The 25,767-nt window shown below is 59.7% G+C and carries 21 protein-coding genes and 1 tRNA gene; 14 read left to right on the forward strand and 8 right to left on the reverse strand.

Annotated elements, in window-relative coordinates:
• The first annotated feature begins 228 nt into the window (after positions 1-228).
• The 7 genes from ACSPX5_RS04485 (at position 229) to ACSPX5_RS04515 (ending at position 10,729) form a co-directional block, all read left to right on the forward strand.
• Positions 229-711: a sigma-70 family RNA polymerase sigma factor gene (locus ACSPX5_RS04485; protein WP_169429621.1), complete on the forward strand. Its 483-nt coding sequence runs from the start codon at positions 229-231 to the stop codon at positions 709-711.
• A 134-nt stretch (positions 712-845) separates the two neighbouring features.
• Complete coding sequence (locus ACSPX5_RS04490) at positions 846-2,183, forward strand: lysine N(6)-hydroxylase/L-ornithine N(5)-oxygenase family protein (RefSeq protein WP_439821021.1); 1,338 nt, start codon at positions 846-848, stop codon at positions 2,181-2,183.
• A 496-nt stretch (positions 2,184-2,679) separates the two neighbouring features.
• Positions 2,680-5,379 (forward strand): magnesium-translocating P-type ATPase, encoded by a 2,700-nt coding sequence (gene mgtA / locus ACSPX5_RS04495; protein ID WP_207865035.1) that lies wholly within the window; start codon positions 2,680-2,682, stop codon positions 5,377-5,379.
• Between the two features lie 54 nt (positions 5,380-5,433).
• On the forward strand, positions 5,434-6,150 hold the full coding sequence (locus ACSPX5_RS04500) for an MgtC/SapB family protein (protein WP_439821022.1): 717 nt from the start codon (positions 5,434-5,436) through the stop codon (positions 6,148-6,150).
• Between the two features lie 144 nt (positions 6,151-6,294).
• Positions 6,295-6,726, forward strand: coding sequence for a chemotaxis protein CheY (locus tag ACSPX5_RS04505; protein ID WP_439821023.1), 432 nt, complete (start codon positions 6,295-6,297; stop codon positions 6,724-6,726).
• A gap of 143 nt (positions 6,727-6,869) precedes the next feature.
• Positions 6,870-7,496 (forward strand): response regulator, encoded by a 627-nt coding sequence (locus ACSPX5_RS04510; RefSeq protein WP_439821024.1) that lies wholly within the window; start codon positions 6,870-6,872, stop codon positions 7,494-7,496.
• Positions 7,497-7,507: 11 nt separating this feature from the next.
• Positions 7,508-10,729: an ATP-binding protein gene (locus ACSPX5_RS04515; protein ID WP_439821025.1), complete on the forward strand. Its 3,222-nt coding sequence runs from the start codon at positions 7,508-7,510 to the stop codon at positions 10,727-10,729.
• A gap of 4 nt (positions 10,730-10,733) precedes the next feature.
• Here ACSPX5_RS04515 and dkgB read toward each other — a convergent pair whose 3' ends face one another.
• Positions 10,734-11,537 carry a 2,5-didehydrogluconate reductase DkgB gene (gene dkgB / locus ACSPX5_RS04520; protein ID WP_439821026.1) on the reverse strand — a complete coding sequence of 268 codons (804 nt, stop codon included), beginning with the start codon at positions 11,535-11,537 and terminating at the stop codon, positions 10,734-10,736.
• A 221-nt stretch (positions 11,538-11,758) separates the two neighbouring features.
• Between dkgB and ACSPX5_RS04525 the strand changes: the two genes are divergently transcribed.
• The 4 genes from ACSPX5_RS04525 (at position 11,759) to ACSPX5_RS04540 (ending at position 16,057) form a co-directional block, all read left to right on the forward strand.
• Positions 11,759-12,625 (forward strand): pirin family protein, encoded by an 867-nt coding sequence (locus ACSPX5_RS04525; RefSeq protein ID WP_439821027.1) that lies wholly within the window; start codon positions 11,759-11,761, stop codon positions 12,623-12,625.
• Positions 12,626-12,776: 151 nt separating this feature from the next.
• The gene (locus tag ACSPX5_RS04530) at positions 12,777-14,219 is read left to right on the forward strand and encodes a mechanosensitive ion channel domain-containing protein (RefSeq protein ID WP_439821028.1); all 1,443 of its coding nucleotides are present in this window, start codon (positions 12,777-12,779) and stop codon (positions 14,217-14,219) included.
• A 114-nt stretch (positions 14,220-14,333) separates the two neighbouring features.
• Positions 14,334-15,128, forward strand: a complete 795-nt coding sequence (gene xth / locus ACSPX5_RS04535) for an exodeoxyribonuclease III (RefSeq protein WP_439821029.1) — start codon at positions 14,334-14,336, stop codon at positions 15,126-15,128.
• A gap of 101 nt (positions 15,129-15,229) precedes the next feature.
• Positions 15,230-16,057 (forward strand): arylamine N-acetyltransferase family protein, encoded by an 828-nt coding sequence (locus ACSPX5_RS04540; protein ID WP_439821030.1) that lies wholly within the window; start codon positions 15,230-15,232, stop codon positions 16,055-16,057.
• Positions 16,058-16,060: 3 nt separating this feature from the next.
• Here ACSPX5_RS04540 and ACSPX5_RS04545 read toward each other — a convergent pair whose 3' ends face one another.
• On the reverse strand, positions 16,061-16,390 hold the full coding sequence (locus ACSPX5_RS04545) for a BrnA antitoxin family protein (RefSeq protein ID WP_439821031.1): 330 nt from the start codon (positions 16,388-16,390) through the stop codon (positions 16,061-16,063).
• The gene (locus ACSPX5_RS04550) at positions 16,387-16,677 is read right to left on the reverse strand and encodes a BrnT family toxin (protein ID WP_439821032.1); all 291 of its coding nucleotides are present in this window, start codon (positions 16,675-16,677) and stop codon (positions 16,387-16,389) included. The genes ACSPX5_RS04545 and ACSPX5_RS04550 overlap by 4 nt, the downstream gene beginning before the upstream one ends.
• A gap of 256 nt (positions 16,678-16,933) precedes the next feature.
• On the opposite strand from ACSPX5_RS04550, the gene ACSPX5_RS04555 reads away from it, so the two are divergent.
• Entirely contained in the window at positions 16,934-18,454 is a 1,521-nt protein-coding gene (locus tag ACSPX5_RS04555) for a nucleobase:cation symporter-2 family protein (protein WP_011333335.1), read from the forward strand.
• A 122-nt stretch (positions 18,455-18,576) separates the two neighbouring features.
• Here the strand turns inward: ACSPX5_RS04555 and ACSPX5_RS04560 are convergent.
• Positions 18,577-18,652, reverse strand: a tRNA-Asn gene (locus ACSPX5_RS04560).
• 228 nt (positions 18,653-18,880) lie between these two features.
• Here ACSPX5_RS04560 and ACSPX5_RS04565 point away from each other — a divergent pair.
• Entirely contained in the window at positions 18,881-19,111 is a 231-nt protein-coding gene (locus tag ACSPX5_RS04565; protein WP_169429634.1) for a hypothetical protein, read from the forward strand.
• Here the strand turns inward: ACSPX5_RS04565 and ACSPX5_RS04570 are convergent.
• Positions 19,108-19,308 carry a hypothetical protein gene (locus ACSPX5_RS04570; protein ID WP_169429635.1) on the reverse strand — a complete coding sequence of 67 codons (201 nt, stop codon included), beginning with the start codon at positions 19,306-19,308 and terminating at the stop codon, positions 19,108-19,110. The genes ACSPX5_RS04565 and ACSPX5_RS04570 overlap by 4 nt on opposite strands.
• 111 nt (positions 19,309-19,419) lie before the next feature.
• On the reverse strand, positions 19,420-20,616 hold the full coding sequence (locus ACSPX5_RS04575) for an amino acid aminotransferase (RefSeq protein WP_207865023.1): 1,197 nt from the start codon (positions 20,614-20,616) through the stop codon (positions 19,420-19,422).
• Positions 20,617-20,952: 336 nt separating this feature from the next.
• Here ACSPX5_RS04575 and uvrB point away from each other — a divergent pair, with 336 nt between their 5' ends.
• Positions 20,953-22,968: an excinuclease ABC subunit UvrB gene (gene uvrB / locus ACSPX5_RS04580; protein ID WP_169429637.1), complete on the forward strand. Its 2,016-nt coding sequence runs from the start codon at positions 20,953-20,955 to the stop codon at positions 22,966-22,968.
• Between the two features lie 113 nt (positions 22,969-23,081).
• On the opposite strand, the gene ACSPX5_RS04585 is transcribed toward uvrB, so the two are convergent.
• Together ACSPX5_RS04585 and ACSPX5_RS04590 are read right to left on the reverse strand one after the other, a co-directional pair.
• Complete coding sequence (locus ACSPX5_RS04585; RefSeq protein ID WP_169429638.1) at positions 23,082-24,632, reverse strand: MDR family MFS transporter; 1,551 nt, start codon at positions 24,630-24,632, stop codon at positions 23,082-23,084.
• Positions 24,622-25,671 (reverse strand): HlyD family secretion protein, encoded by a 1,050-nt coding sequence (locus ACSPX5_RS04590; protein ID WP_207865019.1) that lies wholly within the window; start codon positions 25,669-25,671, stop codon positions 24,622-24,624. Before ACSPX5_RS04590 ends, ACSPX5_RS04585 begins: the two co-directional genes overlap by 11 nt.
• Between the last annotated feature and the right edge of the window lie 96 nt (positions 25,672-25,767).

A 25,767-nucleotide genomic window follows, 5' to 3' on the forward strand; every position in this document is an offset into this window, starting at 1 on the left:
GTTAACGATGAAAGCGGAACGGAATTTAAGCGGCGACACAGGTTGTTACAGCAATCTGAAGGTATAGCCGGACACAATTTGTCGGGCAACGACAAACACTACTTTAAATCTATATGAGAATTACTATAAATTACGCACCTCAAGTTGCCACTATCTTGCTACTGCCTCGTGCGGCTCAGCAGAACGGTGTGCTCAAGGACAGAACCCGCACTCAAGCGGCCGGGAGTCATGTTGGAAAACTACTATCGTGAGCTGGTGTGTTTCCTGAACGCCAGGCTCGGCAACCGACAGGTGGCCGAAGATGTGGTGCATGACGCTTATGTGCGGGTGCTGGAGCGTTCCAGCGACACGCCCATCGAACAACCCCGGGCCTTCCTTTATCGCACCGCGCTGAATCTGGTGATCGACGACCATCGGCGCAACGCCCTGCGTCAGGTCGAATCCCTGGAAGTGCTCGACAGCGAGGAGCGTTTTTTCACCCCGTCCCCCCACAGCACCCTCGACCATGGCCAGCGCCTGGACATGATGCAGCGTGCACTGGCCGAGCTTGCGCCGCTGTGTCGCGAAAGTTTTCTGCTGCGCAAGATCGAGGGCCTGTCGCACCCCGAGATCGCCGAACGCCTTGGCATTTCCAAGGCGCTGGTGGAAAAGCACATCGTCAACGCCATGAAGCATTGCCGCCTGCGAATCAAACAATGGGATGCCCATTGAGCCGTCGTCGTTAAATTTTATTTCACTGTCCTCGTTCCTACTCAACAGACGACCTGCTGTCCTGCTCCGGGCCGGCCGGTCACCCAAGCTCTTCCTCCGCGCTGTTCGGGGGGTTCATCCAGAGGACACTGGAAATGACACAGGCAATTGCATCGCCCATCGTTCACGACCTGATCGGCGTCGGTTTCGGCCCTTCGAACCTGGCGCTGGCCATCGCTCTGCAGGAGCGTGCCCCGACCCTGGGCGAGCTGGATGTGCTGTTTCTCGACAAGCAACCGACCTACAGCTGGCACGGCAACACCCTGTCGACCCAAAGCGAACTGCAGATTTCCTTCCTCAAGGATCTGGTGACCCTGCGCAATCCGACGAGCCCGTATTCGTTCGTCAATTACCTCAAGCATCACGGTCGTCTGGTGGACTTCATCAACCTCGGCACCTTTTACCCATGCCGCATGGAGTACAACGACTATCTGCGCTGGGTCGCCGCGCAGTTCACCGAACAGAGCCGTTATGGCGAAGAAGTGCTGACCATCGAGCCCGTGCTGCACAACCATCAGGTCGAAGCGCTGCGGGTGATTTCCCGTGGGACGGACGGCCAGCAATTCGTCCGCACTGCGCGTTCGGTGGTGGTCAGCGCCGGCGGTACGCCGCGCATTCCTGAATCCTTCAAGGCGCTCAAGGGCGATGCCCGGGTATTCCACCATTCGCAGTACCTGGCCGAGATGGCCAGGCAGCCGTGCGTGAGCAACAAACCGATGAGCATTGCGATCATCGGCGGTGGTCAGAGCGCGGCGGAAGCCTTCATCGACCTGAACGATTCGTTCCCGTCGGTGCAGGTCGACATGATCCTGCGCGGCTCGGCCCTGAAACCGGCGGACGACAGCCCGTTCGTCAACGAAGTGTTCTCGCCGGAATTCACCGACCTGATCTTCCAGCAGAAGAGCAGCGAGCGTGAGCGTCTGGTCAACGAGTACCACAACACCAACTACTCGGTGGTGGACATCGACCTGATCGAACGCATCTACGGCATCTTCTATCGTCAGAAAGTCTCCGGTGTTGCGCGTCATGCGTTCCGCACCCTGACCACCGTCGAGAAAGCCACCGCCACCGAACGCGGCATCGAACTGGCGGTGCGCAACAACGCCACCGGTGAAGTCACCGTGCGTGTCTACGACGCCGTGGTGCTGGCCACCGGTTACGAGCGTCAGATGCACCGCAAACTGCTGGCGCCGCTGGAAGAGTACCTGGGTGACTTCGAGGTCGATCGCAACTACAAACTGATCACCGACGAGCGCTGCAAGGCCGGTCTGTACATGCAGGGCTTCTGCCAGGCCAGCCATGGTCTGAGCGATACGCTGTTGTCGATCCTGCCGATCCGCGCGGACGAAATTGCCGGCTCGCTGTATGAGCATGGCAAAAACCGTGGGCACAGCCGTTCGGTGATGGATCTGTTGCTGGCCACCGCCAGCTGATCGTCCTTTCAGCCTGATCGTTCCCACGCTGCGTGGGAACGATCCTGAAGGCAATCCTGAACCCTTCCTGAACACCCGCCACATTCCCCGACGCACTTCTTTTTGCGGGTTTACTCTCCAGACATCGGGGCGTAAGCTTCGCGCGTTTTCATCAATAGCGGAGACCCACAGTGGGTACTTGTTCGAGTGACAGTTGTCGGCCGGTCCTTGTAACCGGCAGATTCTCGGCAAGATAACGCGCATTCCTTTGTGCCGTTGTCTCGCCGAACAGCGAGCAGCGGCATCCCGATCATGGTCAGTTGAGACCCTGTCCCGAAGTCCTTCTCATCGACGCTGAAAAGAGCGTGGTTTCGACTTTTTCGTCGCAATCGCAGCCCTATCGACACGCCTGTCTTTTTTGACTGGCGCGCCAACCCTTGCCGTGCCGGTTTTTCGGTGCAAGAGGGCTGGACGTACCTGCTTGACGGTTTCCCGGCTGACCATAGGGGCAACAGCCATGAAACTTACGCTCAAGGAATTTTTCGCAGGCTTCCTGCGTACACGCCACATCGCCCGGCACTTCCGTCGCCTGGCGTTGCTGGAAACCCTCAAAGACACCACGGTCAGCCGTGAGGTGCCACCCACCCTGGCCAATACGCTGGTGGACGCCGCCCATTGCGACAGCGGCGTGCTGCTGTCGAACCTCGGCACGCACACCGACGGCCTCACGGATTTTGAAGTCGATGCGCTGCGGGCGCAGCACGGCCTCAACGAAGTCGAGCACGAGCAACCGCTGCCGTGGTGGACCCACCTGTGGCATTGCTACAAAAATCCGTTCAACCTGCTGCTGACTTTGTTGGCGGTGATCTCGTGGCTGACCGATGACCTGAAAGCCGCCACCGTGATCTTCTCCATGGTGGTGCTCTCGACTCTGCTGCGCTTCTGGCAGGAAAGCAAATCCAACCAAGCCGCCGATGCGCTCAAGGCCATGGTGAGCAACACCGCCACGGTGATGCGCCGGGACGAACCGCGTATCGAACTGCCGATCAAGCAACTGGTGCCGGGTGATCTGATCGTGCTCTCGGCCGGTGACATGATTCCTGCCGATTGCCGGGTGCTGAGCGCCAAGGATCTGTTCGTCAGCCAGGCGGCGATGACCGGTGAATCGATGCCGGTAGAGAAATTCCCCCGTCAGGCGGATCGCGATACGCGCAACCCGCTGGAACTCGACAACATCCTGTTCATGGGCACCAACGTGGTGTCCGGCACGGCGGTGGCGGTGATTCTCACCACCGGCAACAACACCTACTTCGGTGCGCTGGCCCTGCGGGTCGGGGCGACTGATCGCGCGGTGACTTCGTTCCAGCAAGGCGTGAACAAAGTCAGCTGGCTGTTGATCCGCTTCATGTTCGTCATGGCGCCGCTGGTGTTGTTCATCAACGGTTTCACCAAGGGTGACTGGACCGAAGCGCTGCTGTTCGCGCTGTCGATTGCCGTGGGCCTGACCCCGGAAATGCTGCCGATGATCGTCACCTCGACCCTGGCCAAAGGTGCGGTGTTCCTGTCGCGCAAGAAAGTCATCGTCAAACGCCTGGACGCGATCCAGAACTTCGGCGCCATGGACGTCCTGTGCACCGACAAGACCGGCACGTTGACCCAGGACAAGATCTTTCTGGCGCGCAATGTCGACGTCTGGGGCGAAGACTCCGACGACGTGCTGGAAATGGCCTATCTGAACAGCTACTACCAGACCGGCCTGAAAAACCTGCTCGATGTGGCGGTGCTGGAACACGTGGAGATCCACCGTGAGCTGAAGGTCGGCACGGCATATCGCAAGGTCGACGAGATCCCGTTCGACTTCAATCGCCGGCGCATGTCGGTCGTGGTGGAAGGACACGGCCAACCGCATCAGTTGATCTGCAAAGGCGCGGTGGAAGAAGTGTTGTCGGTGTGCACCCGGGTTCGTCACGGTGAAGTCGACGAAGCCTTGAGCGATGAATTGCTGGCGAGAATTCGTCAGGTAACAGCAGCATTCAACGCTGAAGGCTTGCGCGTGGTAGCGGTGGCGGCACGGTCGATGCCTGAAGGTCGCGACACTTACAGCCTGGGCGACGAGCAGGAATTGACGCTGATCGGTTACGTGGCATTCCTCGATCCTCCGAAGGAAAGCACCGCACCGGCGCTCAAGGCCCTGGCCGAACACGGCGTGGCCGTGAAAGTGCTGACCGGCGACAACGAACTGGTGACCGCCAAGATCTGCCGCGAAGTGGGTCTTGCCCAGCAAGGCCTGTTGATGGGCAACGACATCGAGCGCATGAGCGACGCGCAACTGGCAGTGGCGGTGGAAACCACCAACGTGTTCGCCAAGCTGACACCGACCCACAAGGAGCGCATCGTGCGCATCCTCAAGGGCAACGGCCACGTGGTCGGGTTCATGGGCGACGGCATCAACGACGCACCGGCCTTGCGCACTGCGGACATCGGTATTTCCGTGGACAGCGCGGTGGACATCGCCAAGGAAGCGGCCGACATCATCCTGCTGGAAAAGAGCCTGATGGTGCTGGAGGAGGGCGTACTGGAAGGGCGTCGGACCTTCGCCAACATGCTCAAGTACATCAAGATGACCGCCAGCTCCAACTTCGGCAACGTGTTCTCGGTACTGGTGGCCAGTGCGTTCATTCCGTTTCTGCCGATGCTGCCGATGCACCTGCTGGTGCAGAACCTGCTGTATGACATTTCGCAGATCGCGATCCCGTTCGACAACGTCGATGACGAGATGCTGAAACAGCCGCAACGCTGGCAGCCAGGGGATGTCGGGCGCTTCATGCTGTTCTTCGGCCCGATCAGTTCGATCTTCGACATCACAACGTTCGCCTTGATGTGGTACGTGTTCGATGCCAACACCCCGGATCACCAGACCCTGTTCCAGTCCGGCTGGTTCGTGGTCGGGCTGCTGACCCAGACGCTGATCGTGCACATGATCCGCACGCCGAAGATTCCGTTCCTGCAAAGCCGCGCGGCCATGCCGTTGCTGGTGATGACCGCAATCATCATGGCCGTGGGCATCTTCCTGCCGATGGGGCCACTGGCGCACTACTTCAAACTGCAGGCGCTGCCGTCGATGTACTTCGTGTTCCTGCCAGTGATCCTGCTGGCGTACATGGCACTGACCCAAGCCGTGAAAGGCTTCTACATCCGCCGGTTCGGCTGGCAGTAACAGGAAAGATTCCCCCCTTGTGGGAGCAAGGGGGGCGGTTTCAAGGAGTTCAACATGCAAGCCATCAACAACATCAACCTCGATTCGCTGCTCGACACCCTGGTCAGCCTCAGCGCAGCCTTCATCCTCGGTGGCCTGATCGGTTTCGAGCGCCAGTACCGGCAACGCACGGCGGGTTTGCGCACCAACGTGCTGGTGGCAGTCGGCGCGGCGATTTTCGTCGACATGGCCAACCGGCTCGGCGGGGCGGAAGGTGCGGTCCGGGTGGTCGCCTACGTGGTGTCCGGCATCGGTTTCCTTGGCGCCGGTGTGATCATGCGCGAAGAAGGCAACGTACGCGGCCTCAACACCGCCGCCACACTCTGGACATCGGCAGCGGTAGGCGCCTGTGCCGGCGCCGACCTGCTGGCCGAAGCCGTGCTCGGCACCTTGTTCGTGCTCGCCGCGAATACCTTGCTGCGGCCGATCGTCAACAACATCAACCGCCAGCCGCTGGATGTAGTCTCGGCGGAAGTCACCAACATCGTCTACGTGATAGCCCGGCGCTCGCAGCAGACGGCCGTGTTCGCCTTGCTTGAAGCCGAGCTCGAGCGCAGCAACTACCCGGCCAGCGATGTCGATGTACATGCCTTCGGTGCCGATGAAATCGAGATCGAAGCGACTCTGGCGACCACCTCGGTGGACGGCGAAGAACTGGACGCGCTGGTGAAGCGGATTTCAACTTCGAACCTGGTGGTGCAGGCGTTCTGGAGTCCGAGTACCACGGAATAACCAAGCGAACGCCCGTCGTCGGGCAATGGCATGGGTGACCGTCAGCCGGATGAGTGACGGTCATTTTCGGAATAGTCCTACAGAGCATGCCTCGATGCTTGGGTAGTCTTGCCGCCACTTGAAGCGACTGACGAGACTTCCACGATGGCCGACAAAACCTTGCGTATTTTGATCGCCGACACCCGGCATTTTCACCGGATGAAGATCGAGCGGATGTTCAATGCCCTCGATTACTACCGCATTGCACCGGTGCAGAACTTCTCCGAACTGATGTCACTGATCGATTACGGCTGCGAGCCGTTCGATGTATTGGTGACTGACTCTCAACTGGCAGGTGGAATGCCGGATCTGCACGGATTCCTGTTTGATCTGGCGCAGGTCCGGCATGCACTGGTCTATGGCGAAGCGGTGAACGCGTCGGATGTTCCCGGATACTTTCGACCAAAGATCACCACCTGCAACGCCGCGCTGCCCTCAATGAGTTCCATCTCACAATTGATGGCATCCGTCGATGCTTCACGTGAGCATTCATCGTGCAGGTGCCCGGCAAAATCCCTCATGCAATTGCACGCTTGATCACAATTCGGTCGATGGCGCAACTGTCAGGTCTGACAGGTGTTTCGCCATGCGTTCCGTGTAACAGTCGTAGCGCAGCTACCAGTAGTCCCGTTCATGCAAGATCGGTGGCGTCATCGTCATGTATTCGCCCGGGAGTGGTCATGGATTCAGCATTGATCGTCGACGACCATCCGGTGGTCGTCGGCGCCGTCAGAATGGTTCTGGAATCACTGGGCTATAAATCGATTCATGTCGCTTCGAGTGGCGTCGAAGTGGTGCCGATGATCCGTGCACACGCGCCGAAACTGATCGTGCTCGATTTGAAGCTCAAGGGCATGGGCGGTCTTGAAGTGCTGGAGAGGATCAATGCGCTCGGGCTGGTCTGCAAAATCGTGATTTTTTCATCGGCCGACCCCGACAGCTACCTGGCGCGTTGCCGACGTGCAGGTGCGATGGCTTTTGTGGCCAAGTCTGCCGAGTTGCAACAGTTGCAGAGTGCGATCAAGGCTGTCCGTTCGGGTTACAGCTACTTTCAGGAATTGCCTCAGGTCAGCGCAGGTGATTGTGGTGTGCACAGTGACGAGCGAGAGCAGATCGAACGATTGTCCAATCGCGAATTACACATTCTCGTGCAATTGGCGCTTGGCAAGCCCAACAAGGACATCGCCCTGGAGATGAACCTGAGCTACAAAACCATCAGTACTTACAAGACTCGCCTGATGCTGAAGCTCGGGATCGGCTCACTGGTGTTGTTGCGAGAGTTTGCCAGACGCAACCATCTGCTGTGAGAGGCTGCCCCATGATGAGGCCGCTGCGATTCATTCTTCTGTTGATCTTCATTTTGGCAAACGCAGTGCAGGCAGCCGGGACTGCGCAAAAACTGGAAATCATCTCCCGCACCCGGCTGGAGGGTGTGCAGTTACGTCTCGACGAGCAGGATCGGCAGTGGCTCCGGGCACACCCGGTTTTGCGCATCGGCGCCTCCGGGCCGGACTATCCTCCCTTTGAACTGACCCGCAACAGACACGAACTGGAAGGCCTCACGGCCGAATACGCCGACGCGATCGCACAGGTGCTGAATGTCCGGATCGAGGTCTGGTGCTACCCCGATCGCGAAGCCGCCATGGCCGCGCTCAAGTCCGGGGAACTGGACTTGCTGGGGACCTCGAACAACTATGAGATTGCCGATCCCGACCTGATGCTGTCCCGTGCCTACGCCGAAGATCAGCCGATGTGGGTGACCCGGCTGGACGAGCCGTTGCCCGATGATCTGGCAGGCAAGCGCATTGCCATGGTGGAAGACTACCTGCCGGCTTCGACCATCGAAAAGGTTTACCCGCAAGCCACCTTGCAGCGTTATCGCTCGATTCTCGATGCCCTCGGCGCCGTGGCATTCGGGCGGGATGACCTGTACCTCGGCGATTTCATCAGCGCCAGCTATCTGATCAACATCAACTTCCACAACGACCTGCAACTGGCCGGCCCTTCGGGCCTCGACGCCAACCCTTTCGCTTTTGCCCTGACTCGCAGCAGTCCACACTTGAAACGTCTGGTCGACAAGGCCTTGTTTGCGATTCCCATGGAGCAGCGCCTGGCCATGGAGCTGCGCTGGAGTGCCGGGCGTGCGGACATGACGGGACAAGCGCGGGTAAGTCTCAGCAGCAGTGAACAGGCGTGGCTCGACCGGCATCCGAGCGTGCGGGTCGGTGCGATTGAGGATTTCGCCCCACTGACGTTCTTTGATGGCGAAGGAAAATTTCAGGGGCTTACGGCGCAGTTGTTGAGTCTGATCAGTCTGCGCAGCGGTCTGAAGTTCGAGATCGTACGGGGGCAGTCACTGGATCGACAGATCGAACAATTGAAGAGCGGGAAACTCGATCTGCTGCCTGTGGTGACACCGAGCAGCGAGCGTGAACTCGAAATGCGTTTCTCCCGGGCTTACCTGAACAATCCGTTCGTATTGGTCGGCGGCGTGTCGGCGCAAGACGTGAGAACGCTGGACGACATGGCCGGCAAGCGTCTGGCGATCTATCGCGGTCACCCGTTGCGCGATTATCTGCGGGAAAGAGTACCGCAGCTCGGAATGGTCGAAGTACAAAGTCCGGCTGCCGGAATGGAAGCGATTGTCAGCGGGCGAGCCGACGCCACGCTGAGCTCATTGATGGTGGCTCGCTATCTGATTTCCCGTCAGTACCGGGGTCGAGCCCGGATTGTCGGCACGGTGGGGGATCAGCCTGCCCGGATCGCGCTGGCCACCGCGCCGGATGCGGTGGCATTGCACTCGATTCTGAACAAGGCCCTGTTGAGCATTGCGCCGAAGGAAATCGACGCTCTGGTCGAGCGCTGGGGGCGTGATGCCGTTGCCGATGACAGTTACTGGCAGCGCCATCGACGGGAAATCCTGCTTGGATTCGCCGGTGCTTCGGGATTATTGCTGCTGGCGTTGGGCTGGATCGCTTTTCAGCGCCGGCAGATTCGCCAGCGCCAGCAATGGCTGCTTCAACTGCAGGAAGCCAAGGACGCGGCGGACGACGCCAATCGGGCCAAGAGCACATTTCTGGCAGTCATGAGTCACGAAATCCGTACACCGATGAATGCCTTGCTGGGCATGCTGGAACTGGCGCTTAAACATGCCGATGAAGGTGTGATCGATCGTCCGGCGATTCAGGTGGCTTCCTCTGCGGGGCAGCAACTGCTGGCATTGATCGGCGATATTCTCGACATCGCACGTATCGAATCCGGACATCTGTCGCTGACTCCCGAACGCGTCAATCTGCGTGACGTGGTGTTGTCGGTGTGCCAGGTTTTCGAAGGGCTGGCACGGGAGAAGCAGTTGTCATGGCACGTAAACCTGGATGAACGCAGCAATGTCGAGGTGATGCTCGATGCCCTGCGTTTCAAGCAGATGTTGTGGAACCTGCTGAGTAACGCGATCAAGTTTACCGATCAAGGCAAGGTCAGTCTGCGCTGCCAGGTTTTTACCGAACAGGACGGGCGGGTGGACGTGGGAGTGGTCATCGAAGACAGCGGCCGGGGCATCAGCGCCGAAGATCAGCAACGCTTGTTCAGCCCGTTTGTGCAAGTTGGCAGCCATCCGGCGACGGCCCGCAGCGGCTCCGGCCTGGGGCTGGTCATCAGCCGCAGCCTGTGCCGGATGATGGGCGGCGATCTGTGGATGACCAGCGAACTCGGACGTGGCACACAAGTCATGCTGCGCCTGGAGCTGACCGTGCTCGAGTCGCTGGTTCAGAAGGACGCCACGACGCCGTCGGTCACGGCAGTAAAGCCGCTGGACGTGCTGGTGGTGGACGATCACCCGGTTAATCGTTTGCTGTTGTGTCGGCAGTTGAGCGAACTCGGGCATCGCTTTGTCGACATCGGGAGTGGTGAGCAGGGGCTGGATCTGTGGCGCGGCCAAACGTTCGATGCACTGATCACCGACATCAACATGCCCGGACTCAACGGTTATGAACTGGCGCGAACAATTCGCGAAGAAGAGGCGGCGACGGGCAGGGCGCCTTGTCTGATTCTGGGGTTTACCGCCAATGCGCAGATGGAAGAGAAACAGCGATGTCTGGCTTGCGGAATGGATGATTGTTTGTTCAAACCTGTTTTGCTGCGGGAACTGAGCCGGGCGCTGATGGCCGCAGATTCCGGCGAAATACAGGCCGCAGGAGCGGAGGATCAGCTATCGCCCGGTTTCGATCTGACTTCGCTGTTGCGGCTGGCGGGTGCAGACAACCCGCTCATCGGGCAATTGCGTGAGGAAGTATTGAGCAGTTTGCGCACCGACCTGGAACGCCTGGATGAGGCCGGTCGGGAAGGCGATCGTGCGGGTCTGAAGGATCTGGCTCATCACGTCACGGGTGGCGCGCACATGATCGGTGCCGAGCGTGTGGTCTCGGCGTGCCGGGTACTGGAACAGGCCTGTCGGGAAGGTGAGCCCGAGGCTGCACTGGAAGTTGCAATCGAATCGCTGCGCGTGGCCATGCACGACCTCGCGCAGCAACTTCAGGCCTGAGCGGTCAGTCCCACTGCGGCGCGATGCCTTTGGGGCTGGTCAGGCGATGACCGCGATCCAGGGTGGCGATCAGCGTCATGTCGGCCTCGCTCAGGGTCAACGCGGTGGCGCCGAGATTGCCTTGCAGGTTGGCGCGTTTGGTCGATGACGGAATCACCGCGTAACCCGATTGCATCGCCCACGCCAGGGTGACCTGCGCCGGGGTGGCTTGCAGACGCTCGGCGATCTGTACGATCAGCGGATCCTTCAGCACTTCGCCATAGGCCAGGGTCATGTACGAGGTGATCTGAATGCCCTGACTCTGTGCGAACTCCACGACTTTGCGGTTCTGAAGGTACGGGTGCAGCTCGATCTGGTTGGTGGCGATGTTGTCTGCGCCAACCGCTGCGATGGCTTGTTTCATCAAGTCGATGGTGAAGTTGGACACACCGATCTGCCGGGTCAGGCCCAGACGCTTGGCTTGCAGCAGGGCGCCCATGAACTCCTCCACCGGCACCTGATCTTCCGGCGACGGCCAGTGGATCAGCGTCAGGTCGAGATAGTCGGTCTGCAGCTTTTGCAGGCTCTCCTTGAGGCTCTCGATCAGACGGTCTTTGGTGAAGTTGGCGATCCAGATCTTGCTGGTGATGAAGAGTTCGTCGCGGGCAATACCGCTGGCGGCAATGGCCTGGCCGACCTCGGCTTCGTTCTCATAGATTTGCGCGGTGTCGATGACCCGGTAGCCGAGCTCAAGGGCGGTGCTCACCGAATCGATGACCACCTGACCTTGCAGGCGAAACGTACCAAGACCGAAAGCGGGAACAGACATGCAGGACTCCAGGGTTGCAGTGGGAATGGGCGGGAGTATCCGCTGCTGCTTCCTTGAGAAAAACCGCTGTCGGGGCAAAGTACTGTTGACTGAAAGTCACGAATCACAGTGACAGGCCATTGTTCTACCCGTAGAACGATGAGAACGGTTTTGGCTGACTAGTGCTAAATACATGGCGAATTTATGATCAGTCCATGAACAACCTGATTGCGGAGACCACCATGAAAAACCTCATCGGTATCTACACCAGCCCTCGCGGCCATTGGGTCGGCGATGGGTTTCCGGTGCGTACCCTGTTTTCCTACGACAACCTGGGCAAGCACATCAGCCCGTTCCTGCTGCTCGATCACGCAGGGCCTGCGCAGTTCACCCCGACCACCGAACGACGTGGGGTCGGTCAGCATCCGCACCGCGGGTTTGAGACCGTGACCATCGTCTACGACGGTGAAGTGGAGCACCGCGACTCCACGGGCAGCGGCGGCAAGATCGGCCCGGGCGACGTGCAGTGGATGACCGCTGCTTCAGGGATCCTGCACGAGGAGTTTCATTCCTCAGATTTCGCCAGAACGGGTGGCAACCTGGAAATGGTGCAGCTTTGGGTCAACCTGCCGGCCAAAGACAAGATGGCTGAACCGGGTTACCAGACGATTCTTGATAGCGACATCCCGAACGTTGCGCTCCGGGACGGTGCCGGCAACCTGCGCCTGATCGCGGGTGAGTTCGACGGTCACAAGGGGCCTTCCCGGACCTTCACACCCATCGACGTCTGGGACCTGCGCCTCAATGCCGGCAAGTTGCTGACGCTGGATCTGCACGAGGGCCGGAACACCGCGCTGGTGGTCCTGTGTGGTTCGGTCCGGATCAATGATCAGGAGTCGGCGGGAGCAGGACAGTTGGCGTTGTTCGAGCGTGATGGCGACCAATTGACTCTGGCAGCCAGCGAGGATGCTGTGGTGTTGCTGCTCAGTGGCGAGCCGATCGATGAGCCGATTGTCGGTCATGGTCCGTTCGTGATGAACACCGAGCAGGAAATTCACCAGGCCTTTGTCGACTTTCAGTCGGGTCGTTTCGGTCGCATGCCGGCCTGATCCGGGTTTCACTTGTTGCCGTGGGAGACGCTCTGCTCCCACGGTTTTTTCAGTGCCTGCCAAATAGCACTCATCGCGCCAAATCAATTGCTCCTACACTAAGCCCAATCTGTGCGATCTTCTCGCGACTGGCCCCTGTCGGAGTTGTTAGATGCTGTCTCTGCTCACCGATCATCCGTTGTTTTGCGCGTTGATCCTGATCCTGCTCGATCTTGGTCTGTGGCGTCTGATCAGTTCCCACGGCAGCGCGTGGAAACTGCTGGTGCGGGTGCTGATTTTCAGCCTGTTCAGCGTGCTGCTGTTCAACGAAGGCCTCAATCCGATGGAGCCGGCGCCGTGGGCCGACAACGTGCCGTTGCATCTGGCGGCGACCGGGTTGCAGATCGGCTGGTGGCTGTTTGGTGCACGGACCCTGACGGTGTTGATCGGGGCGGTGATGATGCAGCGGGTCGGCCACACCGGACGGCTGTTGCAGGATCTGCTCGGCGCGGTGATTTTCCTGATCGCCATCATTGCCGCGCTGGCCTATGTGCTGGATCTGCCGGTCAAAGGCGTGCTGGCCACGTCCGGGGCCTTGGCGATCATCGTCGGTCTGGCGTTGCAGAGCACATTGAGTGACGTGTTTTCCGGCATCGTCCTGAACACCACCAAGCCCTACCAACTCGATGACTGGATCTCCATCGACGGCACGGAAGGGCGGGTGACTGACATCGACTGGCGCGCCACACGCCTGCAAACCTCCCAGGGAAGCATGGCGGTGATTCCCAACTCGTTGGCGGCCAAGGCCAAGATCATCAACTTCAGCCGTCCGAGCAACATGTTCGGTGTTGCGGTCAGCGTGCAGGTCAGTCCCCATGCTCGGCCGAATTCGGTGATCGATGCACTGGAGCGGGCGATGCAGGGCTGTCGCCCGTTGCTGGACAACCCGGCGCCAAGCGTAGCGTTGAAGAGCTCGAGCAGTGCCGGCGCGGAGTACGAAATCAGCGGCTTCGTGGCTTCGATGAGCGAGAAGCGTGCGGTGCGCAATCAGTTGTTCGATCTGGCTTACCGACATTTGCAGGCGTCCGGGGTCAATCTGTTGTCGAGTGATGAACCTGCCGCCCCGGCCCATCTCTCGCGGGCACGGGCGCTGCTCGACAGCTCGCCGATCTTCTCGACCCTGCGTCAGGAAGAAAAAGAGACCTTCAGCCAGAACATGGCCCTGCAAACATTCCGTGCCGGCGAGATCATACTGGAGGGCGGCGAGGTCAGTGACCATCTGTTCATCATCGAGTCCGGTGTGGTCTCGGTGACTTTGAACCGGCACGGCGTTCCGTTCGAATCAGGGCGCATGGGGCCGGGGGAAGTGATCGGCGAAGCCGGGATTCTTTCCGATACTTCGTTGCCGGCCGACTTTTCCGCCAAGACGTTCTGCGCCCTGTATCGCATCGAGAAGTCGTATCTCAAGCCTTGCCTGGATGCCCGTCACGACATCAACGATGCAATGAAGGCGCTGCTTGATTTCCGCCTGCTCAAGGCGCAGGCGCTGACTCAGGAAACGCCGGTAGCCGCACCGAAAAGAGGCTTCCTGCAGTGGCTGCGCCATCGCGCCTGAGACGGTTCAGCGGCGTTCGTATCCGGCGAGTTTCTGTTCGAGGTTCTGGCGTACCTGCGCGTCGCGGGGACCTGATGTCACAGTTTTTATCGGTCAATGGCAGGAACACGGACGATGAAAAAAATGCGGATTGCCACGTTCAACGTCAACGGCCTGCGTGCCCGTCTGCCGAATCTTCTGGAGTGGCTCAGGCGCGAGCAGCCGGACATCGTCTGTTTGCAGGAGCTCAAAATGGTGGACGGCGCGTTTCCAGCCATGGATCTGGAGGCCGCTGGTTATGGCGCCATCTGGCATGGCCAGGCCTCATGGAACGGCGTGGCGATTCTTGCCCGCGATGCGCAACCGCTGGAGAGTCGTCGCGGTCTGCCGGGTGATCCTGACGATAAACACAGCCGGTACCTCGAAGCGGCGGTGCACGGGGTGTTGGTGGGTTGTCTGTACCTGCCCAACGGCAATCCGCAACCGGGGCCGAAGTTCGACTACAAACTGGCCTGGTTCGAGCGTCTGATCACTTACGCCCAGGCTTTGCAAAGCAGCGATCACCCGGTGGTGCTGGCCGGCGATTACAACGTAGTGCCCACTGATCTGGATATCTACAACACCCGTTCGTGGCTCAAGGATGCGTTGTTGCAACCGGAGAGCCGCGAGTGCTATCAGCGCCTGCTGGATCAGGGCTGGACGGATTCGTTGCGGCACCTGTATCCCGAAGATCGGCTGTACACGTTCTGGGATTATTTCCGTCAGCACTGGCAGAAGAATTCCGGGCTGCGGATCGACCATTTGCTGCTCAATCCGGCGTTGAGCCCTTATCTGCACGAGGCCGGTGTGGATGCCTGGGTACGTAACGAACCGCATGCCAGCGACCACGCGCCGACATGGATTCGTATCGATTCGCGTAAAAGACGCTAGCCGGTGATTGGTTAATTCAATTGTCGATTCGATGCCCGGATCCCGTATACATGGCGACCATCGGCGCAGCGATCCGCGTCTTCATGCATAAGGACTGAGCAATGAGCGAGCCACGCCTGGCGAATCTGAAACAGTATCTGCAACGGCTGGGGTTCGACACGCCCCCGGCACCGACCCTTGAAACCCTGCGACTGTTGCAGTTGCGTCATACCGGCGCCTTTCCTTTCGAGAATCTGTCGACCCTCTCGGGCGAGCCCGTGCTGATCGATCTGGTGTCGATCCAGCGCAAGGTCTTGAACGATGCCCGTGGCGGTTACTGCTACGAACTCAACAATCTGTTTCTGGCCTTGTTGCTGGAACTGGGGTTCGAGGCGCGGGGCATCAGTGGCCGTGTGGTCATGAATCAGCCCGAAGGCAGTTGGACGGCACGGACTCACCGTTTGAGTCTGGTGACCCTCGACGGCGTGCGTTACATCACCGACGTGGGTTTTGGCGGCATGGTCCCGACCGCGCCGCTGATTCTGGATACCGAAGCCGAGCAGTCCACACCCCACGAGCCGTATCGCATCGAAGTGCAGGCCGATGGCTACATGTTGCGGGCCAGGGTCGCCGGCGAATGGCGGCCGATGTACCTGTTCGACCTGCAACGCCAGGAAGACATCGATTACACCCTCGGCAACTGGTACGTCTCGACTCATCCGGACTCGCCATTTGCCCAACGTCTGATGGTCGCGCGTACCGGCGACGGCTGGCGGCGCACGTTGAACAACGGCAGTTTTGCCATCCATCGCATCGGTATGGAGAGCGAGCGGCGTGAGGTGACGGATGTCGATGAGCTGATCGAATTGCTGGAACGGGAATTCGGCTTGCGCTTGCCGCACCAGCCTGGTGCGCGGGAGGCGCTGGCGCGCTTGATTCAGCCAGTTTGAACGCTACGGTTTGACGTCCGGTTCCAGTACCCGCCGGATTTCATTCACGGCCGCTGACAGTTTTTTCTCAAGGCTCTTGAGGTCGGTGGCAGTGATGCCTTTCTTGAATTGCCCGCCGGCATGCTCGACTTCATCGGCTGTACCCCGGCTGTCGAGCAGTGCATGGCGAAGGGTGTTGTTGATTACCGTCTGATAGCCATAGCCCTCGCTTTCAGCGACCTCGCGCGCGGCTTCGATGACCGCGTCATCGAGCATGATGGTGATGCGGGTCTTGCCCTTGTTGGGCGCCAATGCGCCGCGTTTGCCCTGAGAGAAGTCGTACTCGTCTTTCATCGGTCAGCCTCCAGAAAATATTCGCGACGTTCGCTCGGTGTAGCGACACGTGCGGAAATGATTCGAACGAAATTCGGTTCGCGGTAACTGTACTCAACAACCAACAGACGTCCTTTGCCGTCGTTGCCGAGTGTGATCCAGCGTTGCTCGTCATGGTCGTTGTCTTCAATGGTCAGTGCTCGGTCGTCGTAGAAGACCGGTTCGGCCTCGGCGAGGCTGATCCCTCTGTGCTTGAGTTTGTTGGCAGCATTCTTGCTTTTGTCGAACTGAATCTTGAATGACTTCATTATGCATACTTTATATGTATAAAAAAGGGTGCGACCGCGCCGTCGGTCGCCATGAACACTTCAGCCTAGGCGGATAAAACGTGGACTCGATTGGGGATGTGTTGCCGGATTTGTGGGGGATGAAAGCAGCGGGATAGAAGGTTGAGTGGCTGGCTAACCATTATGTGACTGACAAGTTGTATACAAGTCTATGGACATTTGTCCCGACTCTTGAATACAGTGTGTGCATAACAAAAACCAGGGAACTCCCCCCATCATGAAAACGCCCCATGTTTCACACCAACGGCCCGAGGACGAGAATCTCGGGGTCGGCGCGAATATGGCTTACGGCCTGCAACACGTTCTGACCATGTATGGCGGTATCGTCGCGGTGCCACTGATCATCGGTCAGGCTGCCGGGTTGTCGCCGGCGGACATTGGTCTGTTGATTGCTGCTTCATTGTTTGCGGGGGGGCTGGCCACGTTGCTGCAAACCCTGGGTCTACCGTTTTTCGGCTGTCAGTTGCCGCTGGTGCAGGGCGTGTCGTTCTCCGGTGTTGCCACGATGGTGGCAATTGTCAGCAGTGGCGGGGAGGGCGGCTTTCAGTCAGTACTCGGGGCGGTGATTGCCGCGTCGTTGATCGGTTTGCTGATCACGCCGGTGTTCTCGCGAATCACCAAGTTCTTCCCGCCGCTGGTCACCGGCATCGTGATCACCACTATCGGCCTGACGCTGATGCCGGTGGCCGCACGCTGGGCCATGGGTGGCAACAGTCATGCGCCTGATTTCGGCAGCATGCAGAACATCGGTCTGGCGGCGGTCACGCTGGTGCTGGTGCTGCTGCTGAGCAAGGTCGGCAGCTCGACCATCTCGCGTCTGTCGATCCTGTTGGCCATGGTCATCGGCACGGTGCTGGCGGTGTTCCTCGGCATGGCGGACTTCTCCAGCGTCACCCAGGGGCCGATGTTCGGCTTCCCGACGCCGTTCCATTTCGGCATGCCGACCTTCCACTTCGCCGCGATCCTGTCGATGTGCATCGTGGTCATGGTGACCCTGGTGGAAACCTCGGCGGACATTCTGGCCGTCGGTGAAATCATCGGCACCAAGGTCGACTCCAAACGCTTGGGCAACGGCCTGCGGGCGGACATGCTGTCGAGCATGTTTGCGCCGATCTTCGGCTCGTTCACCCAAAGCGCCTTCGCCCAGAACGTCGGGCTGGTGGCGGTGACCGGGATCAAGAGCCGCTATGTGGTGGCGACCGGCGGTATCTTCCTGGTGATCCTCGGCCTGCTGCCGTTCATGGGCCGGGTCATCGCAGCCGTGCCGACCTCGGTACTCGGCGGCGCCGGTATCGTGCTGTTCGGCACCGTGGCGGCGAGCGGCATCCGCACGCTGTCCAAGGTCGATTACCGCAACAACGTCAACCTGATCATCGTCGCCACTTCGATCGGCTTCGGCATGATCCCGATTGCCGCGCCGAACTTCTACGATCACTTCCCGAGCTGGTTCGCGACCATTTTCCATTCGGGCATCAGCTCTTCGGCGATCATGGCGATCCTGCTGAACCTGGCGTTCAACCACTTTACGGCGGGTAACTCGGATCAGCAGTCGGTGTTTGCGGCGGCAGAAGAGCGGACCCTGCGTTATCGCGATCTGGCAGCGTTGCGTGAAGGCGACTACTTCAGCGACGGCAAACTGCATGACTGCGACGGCAATGAAGTGCCGGTGATCGATCCGGATGCGGATCACGGTCACGGCGCGCCGAAGGTACATGCCAAGAGCAGCGAGCACGTCTGACCGTTGTAGTTGAATGAAAAGGGCCGATCAGTTGCGAAACTGATCGGCCCTTTTTCTATGGCGCCGCTTTTTCAGCGCCCACAAAAAAGCCCCTGAATCTTTCGATTCAGGGGCTCTGTATTTGGCTCCACAACCTGGACTCGAACCAGGGACCCAGTGATTAACAGTCACTTGCTCTACCAACTGAGCTATTGCGGAATTGGTGCGTATGTTACTGATTTAAAAAGACTAGTCAAGCGCGAGATGTAAATTTGTTGGAAAGGTCAGGACGGGCGGCGGTTTATCGGCGATTGGCGGTTACCAGAACCGTAGCAGAGGTCTACCATGGCCGCCCGGAAGTGGTCACACGCGCTGCCGGCCATTCGCCGAAAAGGTATGCGCCATGAATAGTCCCATCCTCACCCATTGTCCTGTCGAGGTGTTCGCATGAGCACCGCACAAATCAGCCTGCCCAAAGGCGTTGGCCTTCACGCGGAAAAGCTTTTCGACGCGATCGTTCAGGCCGCTACGGCTGAAGAGCTGAATCGCGCAGGCGGCAAGGCCGAAGGTTTTGTTCTCGGCCTGGAAAGCACCAAGGCTATCAAGAGCCAGGTCGCTGAATCGCTTTACGTCGTTTATGACGATGCGGCGACCCAGCGTGCAACGGAACTGGCTTAACCGCCGAACGTGAAGGTGCCGAGCATCAGTTTGGCGTACAGCATCGTTGCGCCCAGTTGTACCAGCCACAGCGCCAGCCCACCGAGAAACACCCCGGCCGCGACTTGCAGCACCAGGTTGTTGCCGCGCTTGGCCGGGACGCGGGGGATGAAGTCATCCAGATCATCACGGTCGGCGCGCAGGTCATCGTTTTTCATGTCGTCTCTCTGAAATATCGTCTGTGTGCAGTCTAGAGGGTGTTGCGGCTTTTCTTCAGACAAATAAAAACGGGAAGCCCGAAAGCTTCCCGTTTTCAGTGCCGCGTCAGATCAGATGACCTGAACGATAGCGTCCGTCACGACTTCGATGTTGCTCTGGTTCAGCGCGGCCACGCAGATGCGGCCGGTGTCCAGGGCGTAGATGCCGAACTCGTTGCGCAGGCGATGAACCTGCTCGGTGGTCAGGCCGGAGTAGGAGAACATGCCACGCTGACGACCGACGAAGCTGAAGTCGCGCTGCGGGGCTTTTTTCGCCAGCAGAGCAACCATCTGCTCGCGCATGCCGCGAATGCGCAGGCGCATTTCGGCCAGTTCGGCTTCCCACTGGGCACGCAGTTCCGGGCTGTTCAATACAGCGGCAACAACGCTTGCACCGTGAGTCGGCGGGTTGGAGTAGTTGGTGCGGATCACGCGTTTGACCTGCGACAGTACGCGGGCGCTTTCTTCTTTCGATTCGCTGACGATCGACAGAGCACCGACGCGCTCGCCGTACAGCGAGAACGACTTGGAGAACGAGCTCGACACGAAGAAGGTCAGGCCCGACTCGGCGAACAGACGCACGGCAGCGGCGTCTTCGGCGATACCGTCACCGAAACCCTGATAGGCCATGTCGAGGAACGGTACGTGACCTTTGGCCTTGATCGCTTCCAGCACGTTGTTCCAGTCCGCCGGGCTCAGGTCGACGCCGGTCGGGTTGTGGCAGCAGGCGTGCAGCACGACGATCGAGCCGTTCGGCAGGGCGTTGAGGTCCTCCAGCAGGCCGGCACGGTTCACGTCGTGGGTGGCGGCGTCGTAGTAGCGGTAGTTCTGCACCGGGAAACCGGCGGTTTCGAACAGGGCGCGGTGGTTTTCCCAGCTAGGGTCGCTGATCGCCACAACGGCATTGGGCAGCAGTTGCTTGAGGAAGTCGGCACCGATTTTCAGTGCGCCGGTCCCGCCGACGGCCTGAGTGGTGACAACGCGGCCAGCAGCCAGCAACGGCGAATCATTGCCGAACAGCAGCTTTTGCACGGCCTGGTCGTAGGCCGCAATGCCGTCGATCGGCAGGTAGCCGCGCGAGGCGTGCTGAGCGGCGCGAATGGTTTCGGCTTCAATGACGGCGCGCAGGAGTGGAATTCGCCCCTCTTCGTTGCAGTACACACCCACCCCAAGGTTGACCTTATTGGTCCGGGTATCGGCGTTGAATGCTTCGTTGAGGCCCAGGATTGGATCGCGGGGTGCCATTTCGACAGCGGAGAACAGGCTCATTTTTACGGCAGCTCTATTGGAGAGTGGAGGGACGTGTGGCGCTCCAGCCGAATGCACTAGAGCGGTGCACAAACGGGGAGCTAGTATAGAGGCCATCATCGATCAATGGCGACAGGCGATTCGGCTTTTAAGGTAAGTTTTTCCGATTATTTCTCGACCGTTAGTCGAATGGGCTTGTCGGAGACTTTACCGGGTGTAGGACGTTTGCCTTGAAAGGTGAGGCAATCGGCTCCACATTCAGCACAATCTTCGTTTTTCCTTGCGCGACATCGGTCGTTAGCGGTCTTTCTCGTGGTGCTGCGATTGGTCGCCAGCGTCGCGATTCCAGAGGTGTTTATGTCTGAATTCCAGCTCGTCACCCGATTCGACCCAGCCGGCGATCAGCCTGAAGCCATTCGCCAGATGGTCGAGGGCATCGAAGCCGGACTGGCGCACCAGACCCTGCTCGGTGTGACCGGGTCGGGCAAGACCTTCAGCATCGCCAACGTGATCGCCCAGGTGCAGCGCCCGACCCTGGTGCTGGCGCCGAACAAGACCCTGGCCGCGCAGTTGTATGGCGAGTTCAAGTCGTTCTTTCCGAATAACGCCGTCGAATACTTCGTTTCCTACTACGACTACTACCAGCCCGAAGCCTATGTGCCGTCGTCCGACACCTTCATCGAGAAGGATGCGTCGATCAACGACCACATCGAGCAGATGCGTCTGTCGGCGACCAAGGCATTGCTGGAGCGCAAGGACGCAATCATCGTCACCACGGTGTCGTGCATCTACGGTCTGGGCAGCCCGGAAACCTATCTGAAAATGGTGTTGCACGTCGACCGCGGCGACAAACTCGATCAGCGTGCGCTGGTGCGGCGTCTGGCCGACCTGCAATACACCCGCAATGACATGGATTTCGCCCGGGCGACCTTCCGGGTGCGGGGTGATGTGATCGACATCTACCCGGCGGAATCCGACCTCGAAGCGATCCGCATCGAGCTGTTCGATGACGAAGTGGAGAGCATTTCCGCGTTCGACCCGCTGACCGGCGAGGTCATCCGCAAGCTGCCGCGCTTCACCTTCTACCCGAAAAGCCACTACGTGACGCCCCGGGAAACCCTGCTCGACGCCATCGAGGGGATCAAGGTCGAGTTGCAGGAGCGCCTAGAATACCTGCGCAGCAACAACAAGCTGGTCGAGGCTCAGCGTCTGGAGCAACGCACCCGGTTCGATCTGGAGATGATCCTCGAGCTGGGCTACTGCAACGGCATCGAAAACTACTCGCGCTACCTGTCGGGCCGTCCGGCCGGCGCTGCACCGCCAACACTCTATGACTACCTGCCGGCCGACGCCTTGCTGGTGATCGACGAATCCCACGTCAGCGTGCCGCAGGTCGGCGCGATGTATAAGGGCGACCGTTCGCGTAAAGAGACGCTGGTGGAATACGGTTTCCGTCTGCCATCGGCGCTGGACAACCGGCCGATGCGTTTCGACGAGTGGGAAGGGGTGAGCCCGCAGACGATTTTCGTCTCGGCCACGCCCGGCAACTACGAAGCCGAGCACGCCGGGCGGGTGATCGAACAGGTTGTGCGCCCGACGGGGCTGGTCGACCCGCAAGTCGAAGTGCGCCCGGCGCTGACTCAGGTCGACGATTTGCTTTCGGAAATCACCAAGCGTGTGGCGGTGGAGGAGCGGGTGCTGGTCACCACGCTGACCAAGCGCATGGCCGAAGACCTGACCGATTACCTGGCCGATCACGGCGTGCGTGTGCGTTATCTGCACTCGGACATCGACACCGTCGAACGCGTGGAAATCATCCGCGACCTGCGCCTCGGCACCTTTGATGTGCTGGTGGGGATCAACCTGCTGCGTGAAGGCCTGGACATGCCGGAAGTGTCGCTGGTGGCGATTCTCGATGCGGACAAGGAAGGCTTTCTGCGTTCCGAACGCTCATTGATCCAGACCATCGGCCGTGCGGCACGTAACCTCAATGGCCGGGCGATTCTCTACGCGGATCGCATTACCGGTTCGATGGAACGCGCCATCGGCGAAACCGAACGCCGTCGTGACAAACAGATCGCCTTCAACCTGGCCAACGGCATCACACCGAAGGGCGTGTTCAAGGACGTCGCCGACATCATGGAAGGCGCCACCGTACCCGGTTCGCGCAGCAAGAAGCGCAAAGGCATGGCCAAGGCCGCCGAGGAGAACGCCAAGTACGAAGCCGAACTGCGTTCGCCGAGCGAGATCACCAAGCGCATCCGTCAACTGGAAGAGAAGATGTACCAGTTGGCCCGCGACCTGGAGTTCGAAGCGGCGGCGCAGATGCGCGACGAGATTGCCAAAATGCGCGAGCGTCTGTTGGCCGTCTGATCTTCATCGTCTGACAGTGCCTCATCGCGAGCAGGCTCGCTCTCACATTGGATCTGTGTCGTTCACAAATCCCCTGTGGGAGCGAGCCTGCTCGCGATTGGGGCCGCTCGGTCTCAATGTGCCTCGCCGGCCTTCAGGCCGGCGGGCAGTTTCTTGGTCAGCAAGATCGCCAGCATGCTGATCCCCAGCGCAATCCCGACAAAATGAAACGCATCGTTGTAGGCCATGATCAGCGCCTGCTGATGCACGATCTCGCTCAACTTGCCCAAAGCCGCCGTGTCACTGCCAAAGCGATCGGTCATCGACGCCAGGCGTTCGGCCACCTGGGGATTGGTCGGCACCACGGCTTCGCGCAAGTAATCGAAGTAGGTTTTGGTGCGCGCATCCAGCAGGGTGGCGAGCAGGGCGATGCCGATGGCGCCACCGAGGTTGCGCAGGATGTTGAACAGGCTCGACGCCGAGCCCGCGTCCTGCGGCAGGATATAGGCCGTGGCGATCAATGAAATGGTGACCATGATCAGCGGCTGGCCGAGGGCACGGATGATCTGGATCTGATTGAACTGCGGCCCGGCAAAGTCCGGGTTAAGCACGCCGGATGAGAAGCTCGCCAGACCAAACAGACCGAACCCCAAGGTGCACAGCCATTTCGGCGACACGAATTTCATCAGTTTCGGAACCAGCGGAATCAGAAACAGCTGCGGCACGCCCATCCACATGATCACTTCGCCGATCTGCAAGGCGTTGTAATTCTGGATCTGCGCCAGATACAGCGGCAGCAGATAGATCGAACCGTACAGCCCGACGCCCATGCCCAGGCTGGAAATACTCGACAGCCCGAAGTTGCGATTGCGCAGGATGCCGAGGTTGATCAGCGGATTGGGCTTGGAAATCTGCACGATCACGAAGGTGATCAGACTCAGCAGGGCGATGCTGCCCAGCGTCACGATCAGGCTCGATTCCAGCCAGTCCTTGCGATGGCCTTCTTCAAGAAAGACCTGCAAACAACCGAGGCCGATGCCCAGCGTGAGAATGCCGGTGTAATCGGTGCTTTTGAGCAGTTCCCAGTGCGCTTCTTTCTTCTCCAGGCCGTACATCAGCCCGGCGATCATGATCAGCCCCGGCGGAATGTTGATGTAGAAGATGTATTCCCAGCCCCAGTTCTCCGTGAGCCAGCCGCCGAGGGTCGGGCCGATGGACGGGGCGAAGGTAGCGGTCATGGCGAACATCGCCATGCCTTTTGCGCGGTGGTGTTCGGGGAGTTTGATCAGGGTCAGGGTGAAGGCCAGCGGAATCAGCGCGCCACCGGTGAAGCCCTGCATGGCGCGGAACACGATCATGCTGTCGAGGCTCCAGGCCATCGAGCACAGCAATGACGAAATCAGAAAACCCAGCGATACCCACACCGCCAGCCGCCGCGCCGAAAGCAACTGCACCAGCCACGCGGTCAGCGGGATCATGATGATTTCCGCCACCAGATAGGAGGTGGAAATCCACGAGCCTTCTTCCAGCGTCGCCGACAGTGCGCCCTGAATGTCCTTGAGCGACGAGTTGGTGATCTGGATATCGAGCACCGCCATGAACGCGCCGAGCATGACGCTCATGACCGCGATCCAGTCCCGCCGGGTCGGTTCGCCGACCGGGCGGATCAGTTGATCACCGGCCATTGTCCGGGGCGTCTTTGATATTCACGGTGGCGGTGACCGACATGCCCGGACGGATTTTGCCGTGCAGCGGGTTATCGGCCTTGAAGGTCAGCTTGACCGGAATCCGCTGCACGACCTTGGTGAAGTTGCCGGTGGCGTTGTCCGGCGGCAACAGGCTGAACTGCGCACCGGAAGCTGCGAACAGACTGTCGACCCGTGCTTCGATCGGCGTATCGCCGTAGGCATCGAAGATCAGCTCGGCCTTCTGCCCCGGTTGCATGTGGCCGATCTGGGTTTCCTTGAAGTTGGCCTGCACCCAGATGTCTTCGTCCGGAACGATCGACAGCAGATACGCGCCGGCCTGAACAATCTGCCCATTGCGTGCGGCGCGCTGGCCGACCAGGCCGCTGATCGGTGCGTGGATTTCGCTGCGGGTCAGGTTCAGCTCGGCCTGGGCGAGGTCGGCGCGGGCGTTGGCGATCTGCGCATCGAGGCGTTTGATTTCGGCGCTCAGTGCGCTGACCTGCTGGCGCTGGCTCTGCGCATCGGCCTGGGCCTTGGCCACTTGCGAGCGGGCGATGTGGGCGTCGGCGGAGAGGGTGGTGACCCGTTCCTCGGAAACGAAACCGGGTTTGCGCAGTGCTTCTGCGCGGGACAGATCGATCTGCGAGCGGCCCAGTGTCGCTTGCGTGGTTGCCACTTGCGCTTCGCTGGCGGCGATCAGGCTGGCCTGTTGGGTCAGTTTGCTCTGGGCTTGCAGGCGCTCGGCTTCACGGGTGGCGAGGGCGGCGTTGGCGCGATCGACGGCGAGGCGGAAGTCCTCACCTTCGAGACGGACCAGCAACTGGCCTTTTTCCACGTGCTGGTTGTCCTGCACCAGGACTTCGTCGATGCGTGCGCTCAACTGACTCGACACGCGGGTGATTTCACCCTGGACATAGGCGTTGTCGGTGCTTTCATAAAAGCGTCCCTTGAAAAACCAATGAGCGAAAAAGCCCCCGGCAATCAGCAGGACGAGCAGCAGGAAAATGAACAGGCGACGCTTGAGTTGGGCAGGCATGGGCAAACTGTAGTCGAGGAATTGTAAGAAAAGTTATCAGCGGGCGAATCTGGCATACAGCCGATGAGCGGTAAATGCCGTCTGTTGATATTTGGC

This window comes from Pseudomonas sp. HLG18 (assembly GCF_051903985.1).
GTDB classification, from domain to species: domain Bacteria; phylum Pseudomonadota; class Gammaproteobacteria; order Pseudomonadales; family Pseudomonadaceae; genus Aquipseudomonas; species Aquipseudomonas fluorescens_BT.